The 24,864-nt window shown below is 72.6% G+C and carries 20 protein-coding genes and 1 pseudogene; 10 read left to right on the plus strand and 11 right to left on the minus strand.

Features of this window, described 5'->3' with window-relative positions; all coding sequences use genetic code 11:
• A pseudogene (locus ACWCO3_RS03055) lies at nt 1-174 on the plus strand (DUF6458 family protein); the annotation flags it as partial.
• 52 nt (nt 175-226) lie between these two features.
• On the opposite strand, the gene ACWCO3_RS03060 reads toward ACWCO3_RS03055, so the two are convergent.
• Nucleotides 227-766, minus strand: a complete 540-nt coding sequence (locus tag ACWCO3_RS03060; RefSeq protein ID WP_357931704.1) for a SixA phosphatase family protein — start codon at nt 764-766, stop codon at nt 227-229.
• A 112-nt stretch (nt 767-878) separates the two neighbouring features.
• On the opposite strand from ACWCO3_RS03060, the gene ACWCO3_RS03065 reads away from it, so the two are divergent.
• Complete coding sequence (locus tag ACWCO3_RS03065) at nt 879-1,166, plus strand: DUF6458 family protein (RefSeq protein WP_450008219.1); 288 nt, start codon at nt 879-881, stop codon at nt 1,164-1,166.
• A gap of 302 nt (nt 1,167-1,468) precedes the next feature.
• Here the strand turns inward: ACWCO3_RS03065 and trhA are convergent, their stop codons facing one another.
• Nucleotides 1,469-2,146 carry a PAQR family membrane homeostasis protein TrhA gene (gene trhA / locus ACWCO3_RS03070; protein ID WP_145778237.1) on the minus strand — a complete coding sequence of 226 codons (678 nt, stop codon included), beginning with the start codon at nt 2,144-2,146 and terminating at the stop codon, nt 1,469-1,471.
• Nucleotides 2,147-2,253: 107 nt separating this feature from the next.
• Here trhA and ACWCO3_RS03075 point away from each other — a divergent pair, with 107 nt between their 5' ends.
• Genes ACWCO3_RS03075 through ACWCO3_RS03085 form a run of 3 tightly spaced genes read left to right on the plus strand, consistent with a single transcriptional unit; the run spans nt 2,254 to nt 4,527 of the window.
• The gene (locus ACWCO3_RS03075) at nt 2,254-2,934 is read left to right on the plus strand and encodes a 5-oxoprolinase subunit B family protein (protein WP_450008221.1); all 681 of its coding nucleotides are present in this window, start codon (nt 2,254-2,256) and stop codon (nt 2,932-2,934) included.
• On the plus strand, nt 2,832-3,794 hold the full coding sequence (locus ACWCO3_RS03080) for a 5-oxoprolinase subunit C family protein (RefSeq protein WP_450008247.1): 963 nt from the start codon (nt 2,832-2,834) through the stop codon (nt 3,792-3,794). The genes ACWCO3_RS03075 and ACWCO3_RS03080 overlap by 103 nt, the downstream gene beginning before the upstream one ends.
• Nucleotides 3,778-4,527 (plus strand): LamB/YcsF family protein, encoded by a 750-nt coding sequence (locus ACWCO3_RS03085; protein ID WP_145778234.1) that lies wholly within the window; start codon nt 3,778-3,780, stop codon nt 4,525-4,527. Before ACWCO3_RS03080 ends, ACWCO3_RS03085 begins: the two co-directional genes overlap by 17 nt.
• 33 nt (nt 4,528-4,560) lie before the next feature.
• On the opposite strand, the gene ACWCO3_RS03090 is transcribed toward ACWCO3_RS03085, so the two are convergent.
• From ACWCO3_RS03090 to pdhA, 6 genes are all read right to left on the minus strand, one after another.
• Entirely contained in the window at nt 4,561-6,399 is a 1,839-nt protein-coding gene (locus ACWCO3_RS03090; RefSeq protein WP_450008224.1) for an NHL domain-containing thioredoxin family protein, read from the minus strand.
• Nucleotides 6,400-6,560: 161 nt separating this feature from the next.
• On the minus strand, nt 6,561-9,260 hold the full coding sequence (locus tag ACWCO3_RS03095; RefSeq protein ID WP_358162391.1) for an LppU/SCO3897 family protein: 2,700 nt from the start codon (nt 9,258-9,260) through the stop codon (nt 6,561-6,563).
• A 343-nt stretch (nt 9,261-9,603) separates the two neighbouring features.
• A complete protein-coding gene (locus tag ACWCO3_RS03100) occupies nt 9,604-9,741 on the minus strand; it encodes a hypothetical protein (protein WP_167393602.1) in 138 nt (45 codons plus the stop codon).
• A gap of 218 nt (nt 9,742-9,959) precedes the next feature.
• A complete protein-coding gene (locus ACWCO3_RS03105; RefSeq protein ID WP_208744895.1) occupies nt 9,960-11,423 on the minus strand; it encodes a dihydrolipoamide acetyltransferase family protein in 1,464 nt (487 codons plus the stop codon).
• On the minus strand, nt 11,420-12,409 hold the full coding sequence (locus ACWCO3_RS03110) for an alpha-ketoacid dehydrogenase subunit beta (protein WP_354883289.1): 990 nt from the start codon (nt 12,407-12,409) through the stop codon (nt 11,420-11,422). The genes ACWCO3_RS03105 and ACWCO3_RS03110 overlap by 4 nt, the downstream gene beginning before the upstream one ends.
• Complete coding sequence (gene pdhA, locus ACWCO3_RS03115) at nt 12,409-13,584, minus strand: pyruvate dehydrogenase (acetyl-transferring) E1 component subunit alpha (protein ID WP_357931680.1); 1,176 nt, start codon at nt 13,582-13,584, stop codon at nt 12,409-12,411. Before pdhA ends, ACWCO3_RS03110 begins: the two co-directional genes overlap by 1 nt.
• A gap of 517 nt (nt 13,585-14,101) precedes the next feature.
• On the opposite strand from pdhA, the gene ACWCO3_RS03120 reads away from it, so the two are divergent.
• Nucleotides 14,102-15,013 carry a hypothetical protein gene (locus ACWCO3_RS03120; RefSeq protein WP_358075356.1) on the plus strand — a complete coding sequence of 304 codons (912 nt, stop codon included), beginning with the start codon at nt 14,102-14,104 and terminating at the stop codon, nt 15,011-15,013.
• 149 nt (nt 15,014-15,162) lie between these two features.
• Entirely contained in the window at nt 15,163-15,786 is a 624-nt protein-coding gene (locus ACWCO3_RS03125; protein WP_145778229.1) for a phosphatase PAP2 family protein, read from the plus strand.
• Between the two features lie 103 nt (nt 15,787-15,889).
• Here ACWCO3_RS03125 and ACWCO3_RS03130 read toward each other — a convergent pair whose 3' ends face one another.
• The 3 genes from ACWCO3_RS03130 to ACWCO3_RS03140 are packed head-to-tail and all read right to left on the minus strand — an operon-like array spanning nt 15,890 to nt 20,694.
• Nucleotides 15,890-17,113, minus strand: coding sequence for a hypothetical protein (locus tag ACWCO3_RS03130; protein WP_145778228.1), 1,224 nt, complete (start codon nt 17,111-17,113; stop codon nt 15,890-15,892).
• Between the two features lie 57 nt (nt 17,114-17,170).
• A complete protein-coding gene (locus ACWCO3_RS03135) occupies nt 17,171-18,856 on the minus strand; it encodes a GTPase (RefSeq protein WP_358050158.1) in 1,686 nt (561 codons plus the stop codon).
• Nucleotides 18,853-20,694, minus strand: a complete 1,842-nt coding sequence (locus tag ACWCO3_RS03140) for an ABC transporter (protein ID WP_423436382.1) — start codon at nt 20,692-20,694, stop codon at nt 18,853-18,855. The genes ACWCO3_RS03135 and ACWCO3_RS03140 overlap by 4 nt, the downstream gene beginning before the upstream one ends.
• 221 nt (nt 20,695-20,915) lie before the next feature.
• On the opposite strand from ACWCO3_RS03140, the gene dnaK reads away from it, so the two are divergent.
• From dnaK to dnaJ, 3 genes are all read left to right on the plus strand, one after another.
• Entirely contained in the window at nt 20,916-22,784 is a 1,869-nt protein-coding gene (gene dnaK / locus ACWCO3_RS03145) for a molecular chaperone DnaK (RefSeq protein ID WP_355024983.1), read from the plus strand.
• 48 nt (nt 22,785-22,832) lie between these two features.
• Nucleotides 22,833-23,591, plus strand: coding sequence for a nucleotide exchange factor GrpE (grpE, locus tag ACWCO3_RS03150; protein WP_269681679.1), 759 nt, complete (start codon nt 22,833-22,835; stop codon nt 23,589-23,591).
• An 85-nt stretch (nt 23,592-23,676) separates the two neighbouring features.
• Complete coding sequence (gene dnaJ, locus ACWCO3_RS03155; RefSeq protein WP_355024984.1) at nt 23,677-24,855, plus strand: molecular chaperone DnaJ; 1,179 nt, start codon at nt 23,677-23,679, stop codon at nt 24,853-24,855.
• Nucleotides 24,856-24,864: the final 9 nt, after the last annotated feature.

Below are 24,864 nucleotides of genomic sequence, written 5' to 3' on the forward strand. Positions count from 1 at the left end.
GGCTGGGTCTTCATCCTGGCCGGGCTGGCCGTACTGCTGACCACGCTCTGGTTCTGGCAGGACCGGCGTAAGCGGGCCCGGACCCTCATCGTGGAGGAGAACCGGCTCTCTCATCCGACCGCGATGATGCCGCCGCCGCCAGACCCGCCGCCACCAACCGCTCCGCCGTCCTGAGCACGGCCTGGGCGCGTACCCCTGAGCCACCCGCCGGTCACCGGCGGGTGGCTCAGTCGCGTGCGGTGTGCCCCGCAGTGATCGGGGCTCCCGCCCGGCTCAGCTCCGCCCAGTCGAATCGGCCACGATGCACCGCCAGTTCGGCGGTACGCAGACCCTCCTCGGCTGCCCCGTCCGGATCAAGGAGCGCAGAAAGTAGGGAAATGCCCGGGTTGTGGGCAATCAGCAGTGCGGTCCGGGCCGCCGGGTCGACAGTGCGGACCAGCGCCAACAACTCCTCGGGGTGGGCGTCGTACGCGCCGGGCTCGTAACGGACCGTCGGTCGAGGACCGGTCGGACCACCCTCCGGTGGTGAACCGGTCATCCCCATCGCCACCCCGTGCCAGGTCTGCCGGGTGCGTCTGGCAGTCGAGCAGATCACCACGTCGGGCAGCAGGCCGTTCCGCGCCAGCCAGGCACCTGCCGCCGCCGCGTCGGACTCCCCACGTGCGCTGAGCGGTCGTTCGGCGTCGTCCGCCGCGTCGCTACCCTGCTCGGCCTTGGCGTGCCGCAGCAGGACCAGTGTCCGTGTCTCGGGGTCGGCGTCCGTCATGCCCTCAGCTTGCCCGATTGGCGATCTCCGTGCCTGGGTAAGTCAATGCCTGCCGCACCCCTACCGACGGCCGCGGCGCGTCGTACGCCAGGTTAGAGCCGAGGAGCGAGACATGGGCATTGGTGGCAGCATCTTCTTGATCGCGCTCGGCGCGATCTTCGCATTCGCCGTGGAGGCCGGCCTGGGCTGGCTGAACCTGTCAGTGGTCGGCTGGGTGCTGATGCTGGCCGGCGTCGCCGGCCTGCTCGCCACCCTCTACTTCTGGAACAGCCGCCGCCGGACGGTGGTCGCCGCCCCGGTACGCGAGGAGCGCGTCGTGGCCGACCGGGTCGTGCCGGTCCAGGACGACCAGGTCATGCGGGAGTACCGCGAGGTTCGTCGCCCGGGCCACCCGGTCTGATCCTCGCTCGCGCACTCCGGGGTCCCGCAGCGTCGCGGGGCCCCGGCTCGCGTTCCACCCCAGTTCGTGTGCGCGCCGCGAGCCCCGCGCCTGCCAAGATCTGCACACTTTCCGTGAAGTTGCTGTCTGAGGGCGCGTTGAGGCAGCAGTGTCACCGAAGCTGCGCGGATCTTGAGGTGTGCCCGATGCCTCGTCGCGGCGATCGCCTGGAGATCATGCTCGATCCAGGAAGTAGGGCCCTCGGGGTGCGATCGAGGCCACTACATCCTTGATCAAGCACGATCATGGCGGCGCCGTCTGGGTCAGGCGAACAGCGCGAAGTAGATCGCGATGTGGTGGCAGAGTGCCGCCAGCAGCGTGCAGGCGTGGAAGAACTCGTGGTGGCCGAAGACTGTCGGCCACGGATTGGGCCGCCGCAACGCGTAGAAGACCGCGCCCACGCTGTAGATCGCGCCGCCGACGATCAGCAGCACCAGCGCCGCGACTCCGCCGCCGTGCAGGATCTCCGGCAGCATGGCCACCGCCACCCAGCCCAGCGCCAGGTAGAGCGGTGCGGACACCCAGCGCGGCGCGTGCGGCCAGACCACCTTGAGGGCCACGCCGGCCAGTGCCCCACCCCAGACCAGGGCCAGCATCACGGTGGCCGGCCGGGGCGCGAGCAGCATCACGCAGAGCGGTGTGTACGTGCCGGCGATGAACACGAAGATCATCGAGTGATCCATCCGGCGCATCACCTGGTAGCCGCGCTCCGACCACACTCGACGGTGGTACAGAGCGCTCGTGCCGAACAGCCCGCAGACCGTCAGGCTGTAGATGAGGCAGCTCACCAGGGGTGCCCACCCCGGTCGGGTGGCGGCGATCGAGCAGAGCACGATGCCGCAGACCAGGGCGACGAAGAAGGCGTACGTGTGCAGCCAGCCGCGCATCCGGGGCTTACCGATGTCGACCGGCTTCAGGCGAAGCGGGGCGGAGGTGGTCACGACATCAGGTTACGGCACCGTAGGTTACTTTCAAGTAGTCGCGTCGGTGACGCCCGGCACCGTCATCGTGAACACCGCGACTCCGGGCCATCGGCGAAGATGAGCCGATGCGGATCCGGCCCGTCGGGGCGCACGCCCTGCTGCTCGACTGCACCACCACCACCACCGACGACGACGTGCCCGAGGTCGAGCTGGTCGAAGCGTGGCGGGCCGAGCTGTGGCGGCGTCGGGAGCAGGGCGACCTGGTCGCCGTCGAGATCGTGCCGGCGGCCAGCACCGTCCTGCTCGACGGTCTGCCGGACCCGACCGCCACGGCCGAGCAGCTGACCCGGTGGGCGGGCGACGTCGTCGCCGCGACACACCGCCCCGCCGCAGCCGACGCCGTTGCCAGAACAACCGGCCGTGCCGCCACGGAGGTCGTCGTCCCGGTCCGCTTCGACGGACCGGACCTGCCCACAGTGGCCGAGCACTGGAACGTGGACGTGCCCGCCGTGCTGCGCCGGCTGACCGACACCCGGTTCCGGGTCGCGTTCTGCGGATTCGCCCCCGGTTTCCCCTACCTGACCGGGCTACCCGCCGAGTTGGCGCTGCCCCGGTTGGCCACACCCCGCCCCCGGGTGCCGGCCGGCTCGGTCGCCCTCGCCGGCCCGTACGCCGGCATCTATCCGAGTGCGTCACCCGGTGGCTGGCAGTTGGTCGGCAGCACCGAACTGGTCCTCTTCGACGTCCACGCCGACCCACCGGCCCGACTCGGTCCCGGCACGTCGGTCCGGATGGTGGCGACGTGACCCACCCGGCCGCCATCGAGGTGCTCCGCGCCGGGGCGCTCACCACCGTGCAGGACCTGGGCCGGCCCGGCTGGGCGCACCTGGGCGTACCCCGTTCTGGTGCCCTCGACCCGACGGCGCTGCGGCTGGCCAACCGGCTGGTCGGCAACCCCGAGCACGCCGCCGGGCTGGAGATCACCCTGACCGGCTGCACGCTGCGGCTGACCCGGGCCACCACTGTCGCGCTCACCGGTGCCGACGTCACGGTCCAGGCGGGTGCTCGGCCCGCCGACACCGGACGCCCGCTCACAGTGCCGGCCGGAACGGTGCTGCGGATCGGCCCCGCCCGACAGGGCGTACGGAGCTGGCTGGCGGTGGCGGGTGGCATCGACGTGTCGCCGGTGCTCGGCAGTCGAGCCACCGACACTCTCTCCGGGCTCGGCCCGCCGCCGCTGCGCGACGGCGACCGGGTGCCGCTCGGCCAGCCGCTGGGCGCACCAGCCCCGGTGGACCTGACCGTGTGCCCGACGCCCCCGCCCGAGCTGCGGTTGACACTGCGCCTCGGCCCTCGCGACGACTGGTTCACGCCGACCGCGCTCGACCGGCTGTTCGGCTCCGCGTACACCCTCAGCCCGGTGAGCAACCGGGTCGGCGCGCGACTCGCCGGCGCACCCCTGCCCCGCGCGGTCGCCGGCGAACTGCCCAGCGAGGGCATCGTGCTGGGCGCGGTGCAGGTGCCGGCGGACGGACAACCGCTGATCTTCCTGGCGGACCACCCCACCACCGGCGGATACCCAGTCGTCGGGGTGGTCACCGACGTGACCCCGCTCGCGCAGGCCCGGCCAGGGACTACCGTCAGATTCCATGGACCTCAACGCTGACCTCGGCGAGGGATTCGGCATCTGGCGACTCGGCGACGACGAGGCGCTGCTCAGCCTCGTCACCTCCGCCAACGTTGCCTGCGGCTTCCACGGCGGCGACCCGTCCACGATGCGGCGGGTCTGCGAGGGCGCCGCGCGGCGCGGGGTCGCGGTGGGCGCGCAGGTCGGCTACCGGGACCTGGCCGGCTTCGGTCGGCGACACATCGCGTACGACTTCGCCGAGCTCCGCGACGAGGTCATCTACCAGCTCGGTGCGCTGAACGCGTTCTGCCGGTTGTTCGGCACCCGGGTCCGCTACCTCAAGCCGCACGGCGCGCTCTACCACGCGACCAGCACCGACGAATCCCAGGCGGCGGCGGTGGTCGCCGCGGTCACCGGCTACGACCCCGAGTTGCCCGTCCTCTGCCTACCCGGCTCGACGCTGGCCCAGCTCGCCGTCGGCGCGGGCCTGCCGGTCGTCGCCGAGGCCTTCGCCGACCGCGCGTACCTGCCCAACGGGGCGTTGGTGCCCCGAGGCACCCCCGGCGCCGTGATCAGCGACCCGGAGCAGGTGGCCGAACGGGCGGTGCGGATGGCCGTCGAACGGGTCGTGGTGGCGGTGGACGGCACGGTCATCCCCTGCTCGGTCGACTCGATCTGCGTGCACGGCGACACCCCGGGCGCTGTTTCCGCCGCCGAACTGGTCCGCGCCACCCTGATCGACGCCGGCGTGTCCCTGGCGCCGTTCGCGTGAGCGGAGGGGCCCGTCGGGGCCCCTCCACACGCGTCAGGCGTCCAGGCCGCGGAGCACCAGCGGAAGCCGGGTCACCGCGCCGTCGACCACCCGGACCGGTACGCCCCAGTCCTGCCGGGTCAGGTGGCACGCCGCGTGTTCGACGTCCGCGTCACAGGTGGCCGCCTGGGCGGTCACCTGCAACACCCCGGCGGTGACCTCGCTGTTCAGCACCAGTCGACGGGACAGCTCGGTGCCCGTGCCGGCACCCTCCACCAGCAGTTCCGGCGGAGACGCGGACACCACCAACCGGGTCGACGGCCCGTACGTCTCGTCCAGCTTCTGCCCCGGCGCCGGGGTGAAGACGATGTCCAGGGTGACCTCACCGGCCGAGACGTCGGTCGGCTTGCGCTCGGTGCGGTGCCGAGGCCCGTCCACCGTGCTGGCACCCGCCGCCGACAGGGCACCCGGAGCGAGCCGCGTCAGCCGGTGCGCGGCGGACTCCACCACCAGCACCTCACCGGCCGGGGTGAGCACCAGGTCGCTGGGCTCCGCCAGCCCGTCGGCGACAGTGGAGACCTGATTGCTGTCCGGGTCGAAGCGGCGTACCGCCCCGTTGTACGTGTCAGCGATCAGCACCGAGCCGTCCGGCAACGCGCACACCCCCAGCGGGTGCTGGAGCAGCGCCGACTCCGCCGGCCCGTCCACGTGCCCGAAGTCGAACAGCCCCTGCCCGACGGCCGTGCCCAGCACACCGTTCTCGATGTAGCGGACGGCGCTGGTCTCACTGTCGGCGATCCAGAGCCGGGTGCCGTCGGCGGAGACGGAGAGCCCGGACGGCTGCGCCATCCACGCCTCGGCCAGAGGGCCGTCGCGCAGCGCCTCGACGGTGGTGCCCGCGTACATGCCGGCGGTCCGCTTGATCGGGTCGAACCACCAGAGCTGGTGGATACCGGCCATCGCGATGATCAGCTTGTCGTCGTACCAGGCCAGGTCCCACGGAGACGAGAGATCCACGGCGAGCGCGTCGTGGGCGTGGTCGTCGACCTCGGCACGCCACTGCCGCCCGCTGCCGGCCACTGTCACGACCTCGCCGGACTCCAGCCGTACGCCGCGCAGCAGGTGGTTGACGGTGTCGGCCACCACCAGGTCGTACCCGGCGACCTCGGCGACATGAGTCGGCAGCAGGCACACCCCCTGCGGCTCGGAGAACGTCGCCGCGGCAGCTGGCCCGTCGGCGCGGCCCCGCTCGCCCGAGCCGATCCGACGCACCGGCGTCTCGCCGTCCGGTGCCACCTCGACCAGGGAGTGCCGGGCCGAGTCCGACACCAGCAAATTGCCGTTCGGCAGCTGCGCCGCCTTGCCCGGGAAACGCAGCGCGGTCTCCGGTGCCGGCGGCGGAACGTACGGCCCGTCGCCCCGGTGCAGGGTGCCCTTGGCCTCGTGGGTGGCGATCAGCTCGTCGATCAACCGGGCGAGCCCTTCGGCGTGCCCCTCGCCCGCCATGGTGGCGACGACGTACCCCTCGGGGTCGATCACCGACAGCGTCGGCCAGGCCCGCGCCGCGTACTGCTGCCACATGTCCATCTCGGGATCGTCGAGTACGGGGTGGTGCACCCCGTACCGTTCGACGGCGGCGGCGAGGGCATCCGGGTCCTTCTCGTGCTCGAACTTCGGCGAGTGCACGCCGATCACGACGAGCACGTCGCCGTACTTCTCCTCCAGCGGGCGCAACTCGTCGAGGACGTGCAGGCAGTTGATGCAGCAGAACGTCCAGAAGTCCGCGATCACGATCTTGCCGCGAAGGTCCTGCAAGGTCAGATTCCGGCCGCCGGTGTTGAGCCACTGCCGGCCCCGCAGTTCGGGCGCCCGTACACGCGCTGTCGTTCCCATGCCCTCAGCCTGCCACGCCCCGCAGGCCCGATCGCCGTGACCCGGACGACAGGAGGCGTCGAGAAGTCCTGATAGTGGCGATCGGTGGCAGCAAGGGCTGATCTCCACCGGGTACGACGACGGCGGGGTCACGGTCGCCCGTGACCCCGCCGTCGGTGGAGTTACTTCGCGGCCGGCTTGAGACAGAGCACCCGGTTGGTGCCGTCGCCCGGCAGCACCACGTGCGGCTGCGTCGTGTCGGTGCACTTCTCCTTCGCGTCCACCTTCGACACGATCGTGAAAGCGTCCGCCTCGCCGCAGTCCGCCGCCGAAGCGCCACCCTCACCGGACTGCTTCACGCAGGTGCCGACCGCCGGGTCGAAGGCCGGCGTGTCGTTGCCCCCGAACTTGCCGAGCAGCATCAGCAGGCCGAGCGGCACCGCCAGGATCAGGACCGCGGCGATCAGGACAGCGGCCAGCACCCGGCCGTTGCGTACCTTCGGCGCCGGGGGTTCCACCTTCGGCGCGTCGGCGTCCGGCTTGAACGCGTCGAACCGACCCTGGTCCGCCTGGCCGGCGTCCTGGCCCCAGGGCGCCGGAGGCTGCTGCGCGGGCGGAAACGACGGCGGGAAGTTACCGCCGGGCACCGGCTCGGTCGCCGGCCCGGCACCGAAGCCCGGCCCACCGAAGCCACCGGAGCCTGACCCACCGAAGTCCGGCCCGCCGAAGGCAGCGGTGCCGTTGACCGCGGCGGTGCCGGCGGCCGGCGACCCGGGGCCGCCGAACTGGTCGGCCGGCCGTTCCGCACCGGCGTGCGGCCGGTTGCCGTTCACCGGCCTGTTGTTGCCGGGCGCGTCGACGAAGGACGGCACGCCCGGCGGGAACGCCGGCGGTGCCTCACCGAACGCGTTGGGTGCGGGCTGCCGGTCGTCGAAACGCGGATCGGCTGCGGGCTCGCCACCCCAGCCGGGGCCGCCCTGCCGCTGCGAGTCGTCCTGCCACTCGGGCACGACCGGCCGTTGCGGGTCGTTCTGCCACTCCGGCATGACCGGCCGCTGCGGGTCGTTCTGCTGCCACTCGGGCACGACCGGCCGTTGCGAGTCGTGCTGCCAATCGGGTGCGGCCTGGCGCTCGGCTGCCGGGTCGGCCTGGAACGACTCCGGCTCCGGCTCGTTCTCCGGCTCGGGCCGAGCCGGGCGGCCGTACACCCGAGGTTGTGGCGAGGCCGTGCTGGTCGGCCGGACGGCCTGGTCGGTGGGGGGCATCACCCGGCTGGCCAGCGGCACCGAGGCGCTCGCCGTGGCCCGGGCGACGCCGGCCGCCGACTCGGCCTCCGACGCCGGTACGACAGCACGACCCGCGCCGGACTCCGGAGAGGTACGCGGGGCGGGCACCACCGCGCCGCTCGCGGAAGCGTCCTCAGCGCGACCCCAGCCGGCCGGCTCCGCTTCGTACTGTGCGGCGGCGTCCGGCGCCTCCCGCTCGGCGTACGCGGGCTGCTCGGGGATCGGAGCGAAGTGGGCCTGCGGCGGCGCGTAGTCGGCCGGCGGGATTGCGGCCAGGCTGGCACCCGGCACGCGCTGCTCCTGTGGGGGCAGCGGCACGGCGTTCGCCGGCGAGATGCCCGGTGCGGGCCCGGGCTGGTAGGCGGGCGCCTCGTCGGCGCGGTCGGCTTCCCAGCCACCACGGGACTGGGCGGAAGCTTCCGCCTCGGCGCGACCCCACACCTCACCGGGTGCCCACGGTTCGGCCTGTGGCACGGCGGGAGCGTTCGGTGCCGCGTTGTTCGGGTTGGCAGGCCAGCCGGGCGCGCCGTCGTTACCGGGCACGCTGGCGCTGGCGCGAGCGGGCAGGCCGCTCTGCTCCGGCGGGGTCCACCCCGACGGCTCCGGACGCTCGGTCGGCTGGTCCTGGGGTGCCAGCACCCAGTCGGGCTGCTGCGGACGGCCCTCGGCGCCCTGCCAGGCGGCGGGTTGCGCGGGCTGGTCCTGGCGTGCGTCGCCGCCGTCGTTCCAGGCTGCGGGTTGCGCCTGCTGCTGTGCGGCCCACCCGCCGGACTGCGCCGGATCGTCCTGGCCGGGCCGGCTCGGTGCCGGCACCTGAGCCGCCCCACGGACGGCGTTCGGCGGGGCTGCCTGCCCCCATGCGGGGGCGGACTGCTCCTGCGGCTCCGCGGGCTGACCCCAGGTCGGCGGTGACTGCTCGGCCGGCGTCCACGCCGGCTGGTCGTCACGCGCAGCGGTGCTGGCGGGCCAGCCGCCGTTGCCGGACGCGTCGTCCTGCTGGGCGCCGCCGGACCAACCGCCGGCCTGCTGCGGCTCGGGCTGCTGCGACTCGGCGCCGCGCCAGTCACCAGCGGGCGGGTTGGCCTGCGCGGCGCCACCCCAGCCGCCGGACTGGGCCGGATCTTCCTGGGCAGGCCAGGCAGCAGTGGCCGGAGGCACCTGCGCGGCACCCCTCGCGGCCGGCTGGGCCTGCACCCACTCGGGCTGCTCAACGGCACCCGAGGCCCAGGTGGGCGCCGGTGACGTCTGCTCGGCCGGCGTCCAACCCTGCTGTTGCGCGGCCCCCCACGTGCCGGGCTGCTGCTGCGGCGGCTCGCTCGTGCCACCGCCTGCGGCCCAGGCGGGCTGCGCCGGGTCGTTGGGCTGCGGGGCAGCACCCCAGGCGGGGGCGGGCGGCTGCTCAGCCTGGGTCGCCCATGCCGGCGTCGACGGGTTGGGCCGCGTCGGCGGCGGGGGCGCCCAGCCCAGGTCGGGGCCGGCGGCGTTCTGGCCGTTGTCCGGCTGCGCCGGGCGGTCGCCGTACGGCGCCGGTCCGCCGGCGCCCGGTGACACCTCGTCCGGCTCTTGGCCGGGACGGTGCGGGCCCTCGGACGTCATGGGTGCGCCTCCTCCATCACATGTCGGCTCGCCGGTGCCGATCGGTCTCCTCGGCATGGCTGCCGGCGTCACCGGCGTGCCGCTGTGCCGGCTCCCCGCACGGTATCGGGTAGCGGCACGGCGCGTCCAAGGAGCACCGGTCGTCACTGCGCGTGGCCGGTCGGTGGCGAGCAGCTTCTGTCAGCTCGGCCTCTGCCGGGTCGGCGGGCGGCGACCGAAGCCCACCGTACCGGGCGCTGCGGCAGGGCGGAATCCCGGTGGTGGGTGGTGGGAAACGCCGATGGCCCACCCGGTGGGCCGGGTGGGCCATCGATCTGGAGGAGGTGCGGAATGTCGTGGAGCGTCAGCTCATGTGACGCTGGGCGATGACGAGGATCTCCTCGCGGACCGCCGGCGAGTTCGCCGAGCGCAGCGCGTGCTCGATGGCACGGGCGCGGCGGTTGGCGTCGCGGTGGTTGCGGATTCGCTCGATCATGCTCATTGGTGGGTCCCCCTAGTTATTCGGTTGTCAGCCCCTGATGCGTCTATTCAACACCAGAGGCAGGTGAAGTTCCATCGATTATTAGGTGAGCTGAGACACTTGCCTAACAATCAAAGGTCAACAGGCGTCTCGGCCGACGGTTCCGTCGCCCAAACGACACGGCCGGTGTGCCGGGCGTTAACCCGTGGCACACCGGCCGTGGCTGGCGTTACGAACGATCAGGTCCAGGCGAGCAGCGCCGCCTCCGGATCGGCGAGGAAGTCGCCGATGTCGCGCAGGAACTTCGAGCCCAGCTCACCGTCGATGATCCGGTGGTCGAAGCTCAGCCCCAGCGTGGTCACCTGACGCACCTTGACCTTGCCCTTGTGCACCCAGGGCATCTCCCGCACCGCGCCGAAGGCCAGGATCGCGGACTCGCCCGGCGGCAGGATCGGCGTGCCGGTGTCCACCCCGAACACCCCGACGTTCGTGATGGTCAACGTGCCACCAGACATGTCCGCCGGCGAGGTGCGGCCGGACTTGGCCGTCTGCACCAGGTCGGTCAGCGAGTCCGCCAACTCGCGCAGCGAGAGTCGGCCGGCGTCCTTGACGTTCGGCACGATCAGGCCACGCTCGGTGGCCGCCGCGATACCGAGGTTGACGTACTCCTTGACCACGATCTCGTCGCCCGCCCAGGTCGAGTTGACCATCGGGTGACGCTTCACCGCCAGCAGCACCGCCTTGGCCACCAGCAGCAACGGCGAGACCCGTACGTCGCGCCACTCCCGTCGGCTGCGCAGCCGCTCCAGAGCCTTCATCGCCCGGGTCACGTCGACGGTCAGGAACTCCGTCACGTGCGGAGCGGTGAACGCCGAGCGCGACATGTTCTCGGCGGTGAGCTTGCGTACCCCCTTGACCGGGATGCGCTGCTCGCGGTCCGCGCCGAAGCTCGCGGCGCTCGTCGCCGTCGCCGCGATCGGCTCGGCCACCACCGCGGCGCCGTTCGCCGCCTGCTGCACGTCCTCCCGGGTGATCGAGCCCAGCGGACCCGAACCGGTCAGGGCGGTCAGGTCGACACCCAGATCCTTGGCGAGCTTGCGCACCGGCGGCTTGGCGAGCACCAGACCGCCCGTCGCCGCGACGCCCTGCCCGTTATGCCCAGGTGCGACCGGAGCCGGGGCGGGTGCCGGCGCGACCGGAGCCGGCGTCGCGGCGGCCTGTGCCGGGACGCCGCCCTTGCGCGGGCGGCGCTTGGCAGAGGTCGTACGCGGGCCGTAGCCGACCAGCACCGCGGTCCGCCCACCCGGGGCCGCACCGCCGATCAGACCGGGCTCCACCATGCCTTCGGCCGGTGCCACCTCCACCGCCGCCAGCGAAGCCGCCGACGGGATGGGCAGGTCGCCGCTGGGGGTGGCCGTGGTCGACGGGGCGTCCAGCGGACCGGCACCCGGGTCGGTGTCGATCGCGATGATCGGCGCACCCACCTCCACAGTGGTGCCCTCGGGGTGGTGGATCGCCTGCACCTGCCCGGCCCACTTCGCCGGGATCTCCACGGCCGCCTTGGCCGTCTCCACCTCGACGATCGGCTGGTTCAACTCGATGATGTCGCCGACCTTGACGAGCCAGGTCAGGATCTCGCCCTCGGTCAGCCCTTCGCCCAGGTCGGGCAGGTTGAACGTCTTGATCCGGGACATGTCGCTCACCAGCCGAAGGTGCGGTCGACGGCGTCGAGCACCCGGTCGAGGTCGGGCAGGTACTCCTCCTCCACCCGGGCGGCCGGGTAGGGGGTGTCGAAGCCGGTCACCCGCAGCACCGGCGACTCCAGGGAGTAAAAGCACTCCTCGGTGATCCGGGCGGCCAACTCGGCGCCGAGACCGATGTTCGACGGCGCCTCGTGCACGACGACCGCGCGGCCGGTGCGCTTCACCGACTCGTACGCGGCGCTCAGGTCCAGCGGGGAGAGCGAGCGCAGGTCGATGACCTCCATCTCCCGGCCGTCCTCGGCCGCCGCGGTTGCCGCCTCCAGGCAGGTCCGCACCATCGGCCCGTAGGCCAGCACCGTGACGTCGGTGCCGGGCCGCACGACCCGGGCCGAGTGCAGGGGGTACGCCTCGGACAGCGGCGCGTCCAGGTCGACCTGACCCTTCTCCCAGTAGCGCCGCTTGGGCTCCAGGAAGACGATCGGGTCGTCCGAGGCGATGGCCTGCTGGATCATCACGTACGCGTCCTGCGGGTTGGAGCAGGTCACGACCTTCAGGCCGGCGGTGTGCGCGAAGTACGCCTCCGGCGACTCGGAGTGGTGCTCGACGGCGCCGATGCCGCCGCCGAACGGAATCCGGATCACCATGGGGATGCTGAGCTTGCCGCCCGAGCGGTAGTGCATCTTCGCCACCTGCGACACGATCTGGTCGTACGCGGGGTAGACGAAACCGTCGAACTGGATCTCGCAGACCGGCCGATAGCCACGGATGGCCAGACCGACCGCCGTGCCGATGATGCCGGACTCGGCCAACGGGGTGTCGATCACCCGCTGGTCGCCGAAGTCCTTCTGGAGCCCGTCGGTGATCCGGAAGACGCCGCCGAGCTTGCCGACGTCCTCGCCCATGATGATGACCTTGGGGTCGGTCTCCAGGGCGCGGCGCAGGCCGGTGTTGAGGGCCTTGCCGATGGTGAGCGTCTCCGTGGCCATCAGTGGGCGCTCCCCTCGAACGACTCCATGTAGCGGTTGAACTTCGCGCGCTGCTCGTCGAGCAGCGGAGAGCCGTTGGGGTAGACGTGGTCGAACATCGTCACCGGCTCCGGGTTGGGCATGTTGAGCACCCGCTCGCGCAGGTGCACCGACTCGCGGCGGGCCTGCTCGTCGACTTCGGCGAAGAAGGCCGCGTCGGCGATCTGCTGCTTCTCCAGGAAGGCCTTGACCCGGGTGATCGGGTCTTTGGCCTGCCACGACTCGACCTCGCTGGCGATCCGGTAGCGGGTCGGGTCGTCGGAGGTGGTGTGGGCGCCCATCCGGTAGGTGTAGGCCTCGATCAGGCTCGGGCCCTGCCCGTGCCGGGCGTTGTCCAGCGCCGTGCGGGTCACCGCGTAGGAGGCCAGCACGTCGTTGCCGTCCACCCGTACGCCGGGGAAACCGAAGCCGGCGGCCCGCTGGTAGAGCGGGACCCGGGTCTGCCGTTCCAACGGCTCGGAGATCGCGTACTGGTTGTTCTGGCAGAAGAAGACCAGCGGCGCGTTGAAGACGCTGGCCCAGACGAACGCCTCGTTCACGTCGCCCTGGCTGGTAGCCCCGTCGCCGAAGTAGGCGATCGCGGCCTCGCCGTCGTCGTTGCCGATCTTGCCGTCCATGGTGATGCCCATGGCGTAACCGGTGGCGTGCAGGGTCTGCGCACCGATGACGATCGTGTACATGTTGAACTTGAACTCGTTCGGGTCCCAGCCGCCCTGGTCGACACCGCGGAACAGGCCCAGCGGCATGATCGGGTCGATGCCCCGGCAGTAGAGGACGCCGTGCTCCCGGTAGGTCGGGAAAGCCATGTCCTGCGATCGCAGCGCCCGCCCGGAGCCGACCTGGGCGGCCTCCTGGCCGAGCAGGCTGGCCCAGAGGCCCAGCTCGCCCTGGCGCTGGAGGGCGGTCGCCTCGGCGTCCAGCTTGCGGACCATCACCAGATCGCGGTAGAGCCCGCGGTATTCCTCGTCGGTGAAGTCCACGCGGTACTCGGTGCCGTCCGGCCCGGTGGCGCTGTCGATGCGCTCACCGTCCGGGGTGAGCAGCTGCACCAGCTCCGGATTACCGGCTGCGCCCTTCTTGGAGCGGGGTGCAGGCCGCCTGCTGCGGGTGGTGCCCCCGGGGTCGCCCTTTGCCATCGGTCTCTCCCTGTCGTGTCTGCGTCGGCACCGGGGGATCACCCGGCCGCGCAACTCGTGCGCCTGCCCGGCTGCTGCCGGACGGGTTCCTGGCGGCCGCGCCTAGCCCCGGTGGGGGTTGCCGCACGGCGTGAACCGGGTTCTGGCCGAACCCGGATCGGGAGTGCCGGCGCTCAACCGCGCCTGCCGCGAGGGTGCGCGGAGGTCACGGCTGCGTTGCCGTCGTGCTCCATATTCGCAGAGCAGGTGAGCGCGCCCACAGTACGCCTACCTCGCATCTCGACCGGCCACGCTTTGCCATCGTTTGTCGTCATCATGCCGGGCTGCGTCTCCAGGGTGATCCGGCGACGATTCGTCACCGTTCGGTCAGCACCGCGTGTCGACACGCGGTGGAGGTTGGCTAACGCAGGGTGACTGCGGAAGGCTGATTCCCGCAGGATCGCGCCTATCGGGTTATTTGCCAGCTTTGGCGGGGCGTCTCTCCATCTCGGCCGACGGCTACGACAAGGGGTGTGCGGTGCACGAGCCAGGTGACGGTCCCGGCACACCGGCGCTCGGCCGGCACCGGTCCGCAGGCGGTTACCGCCGGGTGGTCGGTGTGCACCGTGCCCCCGGCAGCGGCGGCCCCACCCGGGGTTACCTGCTCACCGTCGCCCTGTTGGCCGGGACCGCGTCGATGCCGATCCTCGCCGCGATCAGCGCCGGCTCGGCCACTCCGGGCAGCACCGCACTGCCGGACAGCAGCACCCCCTTCATCCCGACCCCGTCGGTCGGCCCGGTTCTGATCCCGCTGCCGATGACCAGCCAGCCAGGGCTCCCACCGCCCGGCACACCCAGCGTCGTTCCACCCAGCGGCTGGCTGCCCGCCGCTCCCCGCCGTTCCCCTGAGGAGCCGGCCACTGCCGACCGGGGTCCCGCCCTGCGGGGGACGACGACCCGCCCGCCGGCACCGAAACCCACCCGGGGCACCTCGCCGGCCGTACCGCCGCCCGTCGCTCCGCCGCCGCCGACCGCTTCGCCGACCGACCCGGGCCCGACCGGTTCACCAGACCCGGACCCGACCGACCCGGACCCCACCGGTTCGTCAGATCCGGACCCGACGGATCCACCGGACCCGGATCCGACCGGCTCCACCGGGCCTGATCCGACCCCGACCCTGACGGTGGACCCGACGCCCACGTTCGAGCCGACACCGACGGTCGACCCGAGCCCCACGGTGGGTCCGACCTCCACGCCGACCGACCCCTCGACCGCCACCGCAGCGCCGACCAGCACCCGGTCCGTGCCACCCACGACGCCCGCGCCGCCGTCCACCACGCCCGCGCCGCCACCCACGACGCCCGCGCCGTCCGCGACCGCGCTGCCGTCCGCGACGCCCGCGACCACCGCCGCACCGGCCAGCCGGCCCGGCCCGGCAGTTCCGTCATAGCCGACCGCTTCCGCGGCTCCCACGATCTGCCCGGTGCCGCTGGCCCGACCGGCACACCCCGTGGTGCCACCGGCGGTACGGTGACGAACAGCCGCGGCCCATCCGGTGCCGGGGGCGTTCGACGGTAGGCGCGTACCGGAGGGGGTGGCGTGGGCGGCGGTGCGGAACTCCGCCCGGTCACCACCCGACCTGGCCCGGGCCAACGAGTCGCCCGGCTGGTCACCGAGGTGACCGCACCGGCAGTGCTCGTGTCGTTGCTCATCCTCACGGTGAGCTGGCACAGCGCGAGCCGCCCCGGTCAGGGTCTCGTCTGGGGGCTGCTCGCCACGTTCTTCGTCACCGGCATCCCGTTCGCCTACATCGTCGGCGGGGTACGCCGCGGCCGGCTCACGGACCATCACATCGGCCGGCGGGAGCAGCGCCGGGCACCGTTGCTGGTGGGCCTCGGCTCGGTCGCGGGAGGGCTCGCCCTGCTCGCCGTGCTCGACGCACCCCGCCCGGTGCTGGCGCTGGCCCTGGCCGGGCTGGTCGGCCTGGTGGTCGCCGTGTCGGTCAGCCACTGGTGGAAGATGTCGATCCACTCGGCGGTGACCGCCGGCACCCTGGTCATCCTGACGCTGACCTTCGGGACGCGCGTGGTCGTCGCCGCACCGCTCCTGGCGTTGGTCGGCTGGTCCCGGGTGCGGTTGGGCGACCACACGGTGCCGCAGGTGCTCGCCGGCGGCGTGCTCGGCGCACTGATCGCCGCGGCGATCTTCGGCCCGTTGCGCTGAACGGGCCTGGCCGCCGGACCGGCCTGGAACGAACGCTAGGCCGGGCGCGGGACGCCGGGCCTGGTCGAGGCGGGCGGCATCGCACCGCCCGCCTCGGATGTCGTCAGGCGCCGTCGTCGGCGAGGCGGTGTCGGTTCGCCTCGATCCACGCGTCCAGCGCGGCCGGGTCGTCCGGGTCCACTCCGTCGGCCATCAGCTGGGCCACGGCGGCGGTGGCGGCGCTGCGCCGCTCACCCGTCGAGTAGAGGCGCGCGAACTCTGGCACCATCTCCTCGATCGCCTCGTCGGTGCGGGTCGTCGCCGCCTCGGGCAGGCCGCGCTGGCGGGACGCGTACCGCGCCCACGCCCGCAGCACCCGGGGCAGCATCGCCGCGTCGTCCATGTCGAGCACGGCCCGACGGTGCACCCAGTCCAGCAGGAAGAGCCCGGACACCGCCGGGCTCCAGCGCATCGGGTCGGCGTCCGGGAAGGTTGCTGAGTGGTCCAGCAGCAGGCTCAGGCAGAAGTGCAGCGAAGCCAACTCCGGGCCGTCGACGGAGTCCAGGCCGAAACGGGTGGCCTCCGGCGCGGCGAGGAACCGCCGGACCAGGTCGGTGCGTTCGGCGGCGGAGAGCGGCTCGACCTCCGCCGGACCGGTCGGCTCGGTCGCGGTGGGCAGCATCGCCAGTCGGGCGCCGACGAGCGCCCGGTCGGTGGCCAGCGAACCCTCGCCGGGCAACTCGCTCAGCTCGTCGGTCACCGCGAGGTGGCGGGCCACCTCGCCTCGGAGCCGGGCTGGGTTCTCGGTACGGAACCAGGTCAGCTCGTCGTCCGCGCACATCTGCCGGACCTGGTCCAGGATCCGTTCGGCCGGCCCGCCCACGAAGATGTCCTTGGTGATCCCGATGTTGTGGTCCACGAGGGCCACCAGCGCGTGCTCGGAGCCGCCGGACGCGTCGTCGTAGGCGAAGGTGGCGAGGTAGGAGGTCTGGTCGCCGTAGACGTCGCCGTACGCCCAGGAGCCGGTGAGGTGCACCCGGCCGAGCTGACCGGTCCAGCTGGGCGCCTGGCTGCCCGGGCGTACCCGCTCGGTGCCCTCGGCGTCCGGAACGAGCCTGGCGAAGATCTGGCGGATGGTGGTCGCCGACGCGATCCGGCGTCGGGCGGTGGCGGCGAGAAACCCGGTGACGAACTCCCGTACGGCGGTGTCGCGGTCGGTCTCCGCGATGGCGTAGACACTGCCCAGCAGCGCGCTGCCGAGCATCTCGGCGTCGAGGGCGGACTCCAGCTTGGTCACGTCGCGTGCGGCGTGCAGCACCGCGTCGTAGGGGGTCTGAGGCGTGGCCATGCTTCGACCCTACGCCGCCCAGGGCGTACGCAGAGCGGTAGCGAGCCGCGTCGGACGTCAGCGGCGGGCGGCGTCCCGCAGCGCGTCGCGTGCCTGCGCGTACGAGCCGAGCACGATTCGCACCGGCGCGAGCACGTACTCCTCGCCCACCTCGGCGACCCGGACCGTCAGCCGTTGCCGGGCACGGGCCCGCGCGCGCCGGGCGGCCCAGCGAATCACCGGTCGGGTCAGCGCCGCCACCAGCAGCCCGGCGAGCAGACCGCCGAGCAGCAGCAGCGTCGGCAGTGGCACCTGCCCGACCATCGGGTTGTCCAACGCGGGCAGGCCGAGTATCCGTAGCGCGTAGCCGAGCACCAGCCAGCCCAGGCCGACCGCGGCGGCCAGGGTGACCAACCACTGCACACTGCCCACGACCCGCCACCACACCGGCTGACGGTCCAGGCCGAGGTCGGTGCCGGCGATCGCCCGGTCCAACGCGTCCGGCATGTCGTCGAGGCGGGACCGGGCGGCGGAGGTCACCGCCGTCGGCCAGGCGGCGGGCAGGTCGCCGGCGGCGCGGTCGGCCACCGCGCGGATCGCGAGGCCCAGGGCAGAGCGCTGCGCGACCGTCGGGTCGGGCACCGAGGTCGCCGCCACCAGGCTCTCCGCCGGGTCGGCGTCCGCGCCGACCGGGCCGGGTAGGTGCAGCCGACGCAGCGGGTCGGGCCGCAACCGTCGCCAGCCCCGGACCACCGGCCAGCCGGTGGTCGCGCCGGCCCGATGCCGGTACGCCCGCTCCACCGCCTCGCTCACCGCCGGCACGCCAGCGGCATCGGCCAACGCCCGGTTCAACCCGGCGACAGCCCCGTCGTCCGGACCACCGGCGGGTCGGGCCGAGCCGACCAGTTCGTCCAGCCCGACGACGACGGTGTCGACGTCACCGGCGAGCCGCCGCAGCGCGGCCTGCCGCTCGGCGACGGTCCGCTCCAACGCGTCGCGCAGTCCGACCATCCCGGCCGGGTCGATGGCGGTGGTGGCCAGCAGGGGCACCCCGGTCAGCCCGTCCGAGTCGAGCAGCCGGCGCAGGTCGTCCATGACCCGGGGCAACTCGGCCGGGGGCAGCCGATCGGCCTGGTTGAGCACGACCAGCGTGACGTCGCGGTGCCGGTGGAACTCGCGCAGGTAGTTGTCGTGGATGACCCGGTCGGCGTACTTCTGCGGGTCGACCACCCAGACCACCTGGTCGACCAGGCCGAGCAGCCGGTCCACCTCCAGCCGGTGGGACCGCTGCACCGAGTCGAAGTCGGGCAGGTCGAGCAGGATCAGCCCGTGCAGCGCCGACTCGTCGTCCGCGTCCAGGGCGCTCTCCCGGACGAAGCGGTGTCGGGGCAGCACGCCGGTCCAGTCGAGCAGACGGTTGGCGCCCTCCAACGGCCCCCACACGCAGGCGTGGGTCACGCCGGTGGTCGGCCGGCGGACCCCGACCGGCGACAGTTCCAACCGGGCCAACGCGTTGAACAGACTGGACTTGCCGCTGCCGGTCGCGCCGGCCAGAGCGACCACTGTGTGGTCGCGGGACAGCGCGAGCCGGGTGCCAGCCCGCTCGACCACTGTGTGCGCGGGCACGAGTTCGGCGTCCGGCAGCAGGCCGTCCACCGCGGCCAGGAACCGGCGTACCGCGTCCAGCCGGGCGATCAGCGCGTCGGCGTCGACCCGTTGGTCTCCGCGGAACGCCTCGCGGAGCCGGCCGGTGATGTTCGTCACCGGGAACCCTCCTCGTCGACGGCCGGCCGGCTGTCGCCAGCGGCGGACAGGCCGCTGCGGTGTCGGGCCAGTTCGACCCGCCCTGCGGCCCGGCGTAGGCCGTCACCGACGTCCGCGGCGGGGCGGGCGTCCGCGGTGCGACTCAGGAAGCGCTCGGCCTCCGCGTCGAGCAGCGTCCGCACCCGGCTCAGCAGGTCGGTGCGGGCCTTGGCGGCGAGGGTACGCACCGCCTGGTCGCCGAAGATCGCCTGGAGTACGGCCTGCGCGGCGACGGTGGTGCCGGCCCCGGTGGCCACCTCCAGCCCGGTGGGGATGAACGCGGTGGACGCGAAGACGGCGATCATCACGGCCAGCCCGGTGGCGTTGACCGCGTACGCGGCGGTGCGGGCCACGAACCGTTTGTCACCGCCCTCGACCCGGACCAGCTCCAACACCCCGCGCTGCCAGTCCCGGACCATCCGTTCGGCGCGTGCCGGCAGGTCGTCGCTCGGGTGGGCCAGCGCGGGGTCGAGCAGCCCGGCACCCGCCGGGTGCGCTTTCCACCCGGTGTACGCGGATTCGGCGGCCTCCGAGGCCACCCCGCGCAGCAGTGTCACCAGCTGCGACTCGATGGCGTTGCGAAGCTCGGTGGCAGGTGCCGGCCGCCCGGTGACAGCGGCGACGACCCGGTCCCGTAGGCGGCCGATCCGTGCCTCCAGGGTGCGGAACAGCTCGCCGGTGCCGACGAACTCCTGCCAGCGGGCGAGCACCTCCCCCCGGAGCAGCCGACCGTCCTGGAGCCCCTGCTCGGCGGTGCGCTCGGCACCCCGGTACGCGGCCCGGACCCGTTCGTCCAGTGCGTCGGCGGCGGCGACCTGCTCGTCGGCGGCGTCGGCCAACTCCTCGACGGCGGGGTGCAGCGCGGCCAGCGCCCCGTCCAACGTCTGGCGGACCACCGCTGCCCGGGCGTCCGCGTCGGCGGCCAGCCGGGCGAACCAGTCGGCGAGTGACGCGGTCACCCCTTCGGGCAGCAGGCCCTGCCCGTCGACCCAGGTCTCCGGCAGCACGAACAGCGGCGCCTGGCCGAGGCCCTGTTCGGCGAGCATCTCGGCCAGGTGCGCGGAGATCTCGTCGGTGGCCTCCGCGGGCACCCGGTCCAGCACCATGGCGATCACCGCGCCTCGCGCCCGGGCGCTGCGCAGCAGCTCCCAGGGCACCGCGTCGGCGTACCGGGCGGCAGTGGTGACGAAAAGCCAGAGATCGGCGGCGGCCAGCAGTTGGGTGGCGAGGGCCCGGTTGGCGTCGACCACCGAGTCGATGTCGGGCGCGTCGATGAAGGCCAGCCCGGGGGGCAGGGCCGGCGCGGTGACCAGGTGCAGGGCGCGCGGGTCTTCGCTCGGTTCGGTGGTGCGGGTCAGCCCGGGCAGCAGGTCACCCTGCCGGAACCAGGCCGCGTCGGACGGGTTGCAGACCAGCACCGGGGACCGGGTGGTCGGCCGGAGCACGCCGGCGGCGCTGACCCGGGCCTTGACCAGGCTGTTGACCAGTGTCGACTTGCCCGCTCCGGTGGAGCCGCCGACCACCACGAGCAGGGGGGCGTCCAGTCGGGCGAGCCGGGGTAGCAGGTAGTCGTCGAGTTGGTCGGTCAGGGCCGTGGCGGTGTGCCGGGAGGCGCTGGCGGAGGGCAGCGCGAGAGGGTACCGGGTAGCGCCGATCGCCTCCCGGAGGCCCGACAGCGCGCTGGGGAGGCTGTCGTCCCCGGTGGTGGCGGACGGCTCCTCCGTGGCGTCCGGCGGGCCGGTGCGGGTGGCGACGGCAGGCGCGCCGGAACGGGTGGCGGGATCGCCGTGCGTCGTCACCGCTAAAGCGTGCCCGACCGATGCAAGGGAAGACAACCGGACGGTAATTGCGAGTGGGGTTGCGTCGGGTTGACTCAACCCGACTTGACGATTGGCCAACGCGTGGCAGTATTGAGTCAAGTTCACTCAACTTGTGGTGGGGCCCGCTGCGGGCGGTGCTCGCCAGGCAGCCGCGGGCAGCGCCCGTCACCTGCACAACCTTACGAAGCGAGGAAGCGAAGATGGCACGTGCGGTCGGTATCGACCTCGGCACGACGAACTCCTGCGTCAGCGTTCTCGAGGGCGGTGAGCCCACCGTCATCGCCAACGCTGAGGGCTCGCGGACGACCCCGTCGATCGTCGCGTTCGCCCGCAACGGCGAGGTGCTCGTCGGTGAGGTCGCCAAGCGCCAGGCAGTGACCAACCCGGACCGGACGATCCGGTCGGTCAAGCGCGAGGTCGGCACGAACTGGTCCGTCGACATCGACGGCAAGAAGTACACCCCGCAGGAGATCTCGGCCCGGACCCTGATGAAGCTCAAGCGGGACGCCGAGGCGTACCTGGGTGAGCAGATCACCGACGCGGTGATCACCGTCCCGGCCTACTTCAACGACAGCCAGCGGCAGGCCACCAAGGAGGCCGGTGAGATCGCCGGCTTCAACGTGCTGCGGATCGTCAACGAACCGACCGCTGCCGCCCTGGCGTACGGGCTGGACAAGGGCTCCAAGGAGCAGACCGTCCTGGTTTTCGACCTCGGTGGCGGCACCTTCGACGTGTCGCTGCTGGAGCTGGCCGAGGGCGTCGTCGAGGTCAAGTCGACGAGCGGTGACAACCAGCTCGGTGGCGACGACTGGGACCAGCGGATCATCGACCACCTGGTCAAGACGTTCCGTGGTGAGCACGGCATCGACCTGTCTCAGGACAAGATGGCCCTCCAGCGCCTCCGCGAGGCGGCCGAGAAGGCCAAGATCGAGCTGTCCGCAGCCACCACCACCAACATCAACCTGCCGTACATCACCGCCGGCGCGGCCGGCCCGCTGCACCTCGACGTGACGCTGAGCCGCGCCGAGTTCCAGCGGATGACGCAGGACCTGCTGGACCGTTGCAAGGGCCCGTTCGAGCAGGCCGTGAAGGACGCCGGGATCAAGATCTCCGACGTCGAGCACGTCATCCTGGTCGGTGGTTCGACCCGGATGCCCGCCGTGACCGACCTGGTCAAGCAGCTCACCGGCCGCGACCCCAACAAGGGTGTCAACCCGGACGAGGTCGTCGCCGTCGGTGCCGCCCTCCAGGCCGGTGTGCTCAAGGGCGAGGTCAAGGACGTCCTGCTGCTCGACGTGACCCCGCTGAGCCTGGGCATCGAGACCAAGGGCGGCATCTTCACCAAGCTGATCGAGCGCAACACCACCATCCCGACCAAGCGTTCCGAGGTCTTCACCACTGCCGACGACAACCAGCCGTCGGTGCTGATCCAGGTGTTCCAGGGTGAGCGGGAGATCGCGGCGTACAACAAGAAGCTCGGCACCTTCGAGCTGACCGGCCTCCCGCCGGCGCCGCGCGGCGTGCCGCAGATCGAGGTCGCCTTCGACATCGACGCCAACGGCATCGTCAACGTGCACGCCAAGGACCTGGGCACCGGCAAGGAACAGAAGATGACGATCACCGGCGGCTCCTCGCTGCCGAAGGACGACATCGAGCGGATGCGCCGGGACGCCGAGGAGCACGCGGAGGAGGACAAGCGCCGCCGCGACGACGCCGAGACCCGCAACGTGGCCGAGGCACTCCAGTGGCAGACCGAGAAGTTCCTCGCGGAGAGCGGCGACAAGCTGCCCACCGAGAACCGGGAGCAGCTCAACGAGGCGCTCGGCGAGCTTCGGGGCGCCCTCGGCGGTCAGGACATCGAGAAGATCAAGTCCGCGCACGAGAAGCTGGCGCAGGTCTCCCAGCAGGCTGGCTCGCTGCTCTACTCGCAGCAGGCCGAGCAGGGTCAGCAGCCGGGCGGCGAGCCCGGCCCGGGTGCCACCGGTGCGACCGGTGCGACCGGCGCGCAGGCTGGCGGCGCCGACGACGTGGTCGACGCGGAGATCGTGGACGAGGACGGCAAGAAGTGACCGTCGGCCTCCGACACGTTTCCACCGCGAAGGGGATGAGGTAGCCGCATGACGCAGAAGCCACGAGCCGCCGACCCGGACGACACCGGGTCGACGCCGGGTGGCTCCGCGACCACGGAGCCGACCACCGGCGACGGGGAGGGGGTCGTCATCCGCAACAACCGCAAGCTCATCGACACCTCGGAGCCCGAGGGCACCGCGGCCGACGCGGAGACCGGCGTGCCGGCCGAGGGCCTCGTCGAGGACGCCGAGGTTGTGGTCGACGAGATCGAGGTCGAGGTCAACTCCACCGACGGGCCGGAGCCGTCCGGTCCGGCGGTGGTGGACGCCCCGGCGCAGCCGGTGGACGGTGGAGGCCCGGGCACCTCGCTCGGCGCCGAGCTGGAGGCGCTCCGGGCCGACCTGGACGAGCGCACCAGGGACCTGCAGCGGGTGTCGGCGGAGTACGCCAACTACCGCAAGCGGGTCGACCGGGACCGCAGCCTGGTGCAGGAGCAGGCCACGGGTTCGGTGTTGGCCGCGCTGTTGCCGATCCTCGACGACCTGGACCGCGCTCGGGAACACGGCGACCTGGTCGGGCCGTTCGGCACGGTGGCGGAACAGCTCACCACCGCGCTGGGCAAGTTCGGCCTGAACGCGTTCGGCGAGCAGGGCGACCCGTTCGACCCGACCCGGCACGAGGCGGTCGCGCACCAGACCTCGGCCGACGTCAGCGAGCCGACCTGCGTGCAGGTCATGCGGCGCGGATACCAGCTCGGTGAGCGACTGCTGCGCCCCGCGCTGGTCGCGGTCGCGGACCCGGAATAGTGCGAAACAGTGACCAGGCCGTCCCGCCCACCACCCAACGGTGGGCGGGACGGTCGGGCCACGAGGGGCGAGAGGAGGTGGACCGGTGAGTTCCAAGGACTGGATCGAGAAGGACTTCTACGCCGTGCTCGGCGTGGACAAGGCCGCCTCCGCCGATGACATCAAGAAGGCGTACCGCAAGCTGGCCCGCGAGTCGCACCCGGACCACAACCCGGGCGACCCCAAGGCCGAGGAGCGGTTCAAGGCCGCGTCCGAGGCGTACAACGTGTTGTCCGACACGGGTCGCCGACGTGAGTACGACGAGATGCGCTCGCTGTTCGGCTCGGGAGCCTTCCGCCGCAACGCACGGGGCGGAGGTCAGCCGGGCGGCATGCCGTTCGACGTCTCCGACATGTTCGGCGGTGCCGGCGGCGACCGTCGGTTCGGCGGCGCCGGCTTCCAGGACCTGTTCAGCTCGATCTTCAGCGGTGGTCAGGCCGGTGGTCAGGCCGCACCGCGCGGTCCGGCCCGTGGCCGGGACGTGGAGACCGAGGTGGCGCTCGACTTCGGTGACGCGGTGCGCGGGGTGACGCTGCCCCTGACGCTGCGCGCGCCGGGAGTCTGCGAAACCTGCCACGGCAACGGGGCGAAGCCGGGCACCCAGCCGCGTACCTGCCCGGTCTGCCACGGTGCCGGGGTCACCACCCGGGACCAGGGGGCGTTCAGCTTCTCCGAGCCGTGCCGCAACTGTCAGGGCGTCGGCACTGTGGTCGAGGAGAAGTGCCCGGAGTGCCACGGCACCGGGGGCGTCACCAAGACCCGCACCATGAACGTGCGGTTCCCGGCCGGGGTGGCCGACGGTCAGCGCATCCGGTTGGCCGGGCGCGGCGAGCCGGGCGAGCGCGGCGGCCCGGCGGGCGACCTCTTCGTGCACGTCAAGGTTCGACCGGACGAGCTGTTCGGGCGTACCGGCGACGACCTGACGTTGTCCGTGCCGGTCACCTTCGCGGAGGCCGTGCTCGGCACGGACCTGCGGGTGCCGACGCTCGACGGCGCGGTGACCCTGCGGGTGCCGCCGGGAACGCCGAGCGGGCGCGTGTTGCGGGCCCGCGGCAAGGGTGTGGTTCGTCGCGACGGCCAGGCTGGTGACCTGCTGGTCACGTTGGACGTGGTCGTTCCGGCCCGGTTGTCGGACGAGGCTCGCGCGGCGCTGGAGGCGTTCGCCGAGCAGAGCCCGCCGGCGGCCAGGGAACATCTCGACGCTCGGGTGCGTCGGGTCAGTTAGTCCGTTGGA

It is taken from the genome of Micromonospora sp. NPDC002411 (assembly GCF_053592955.1).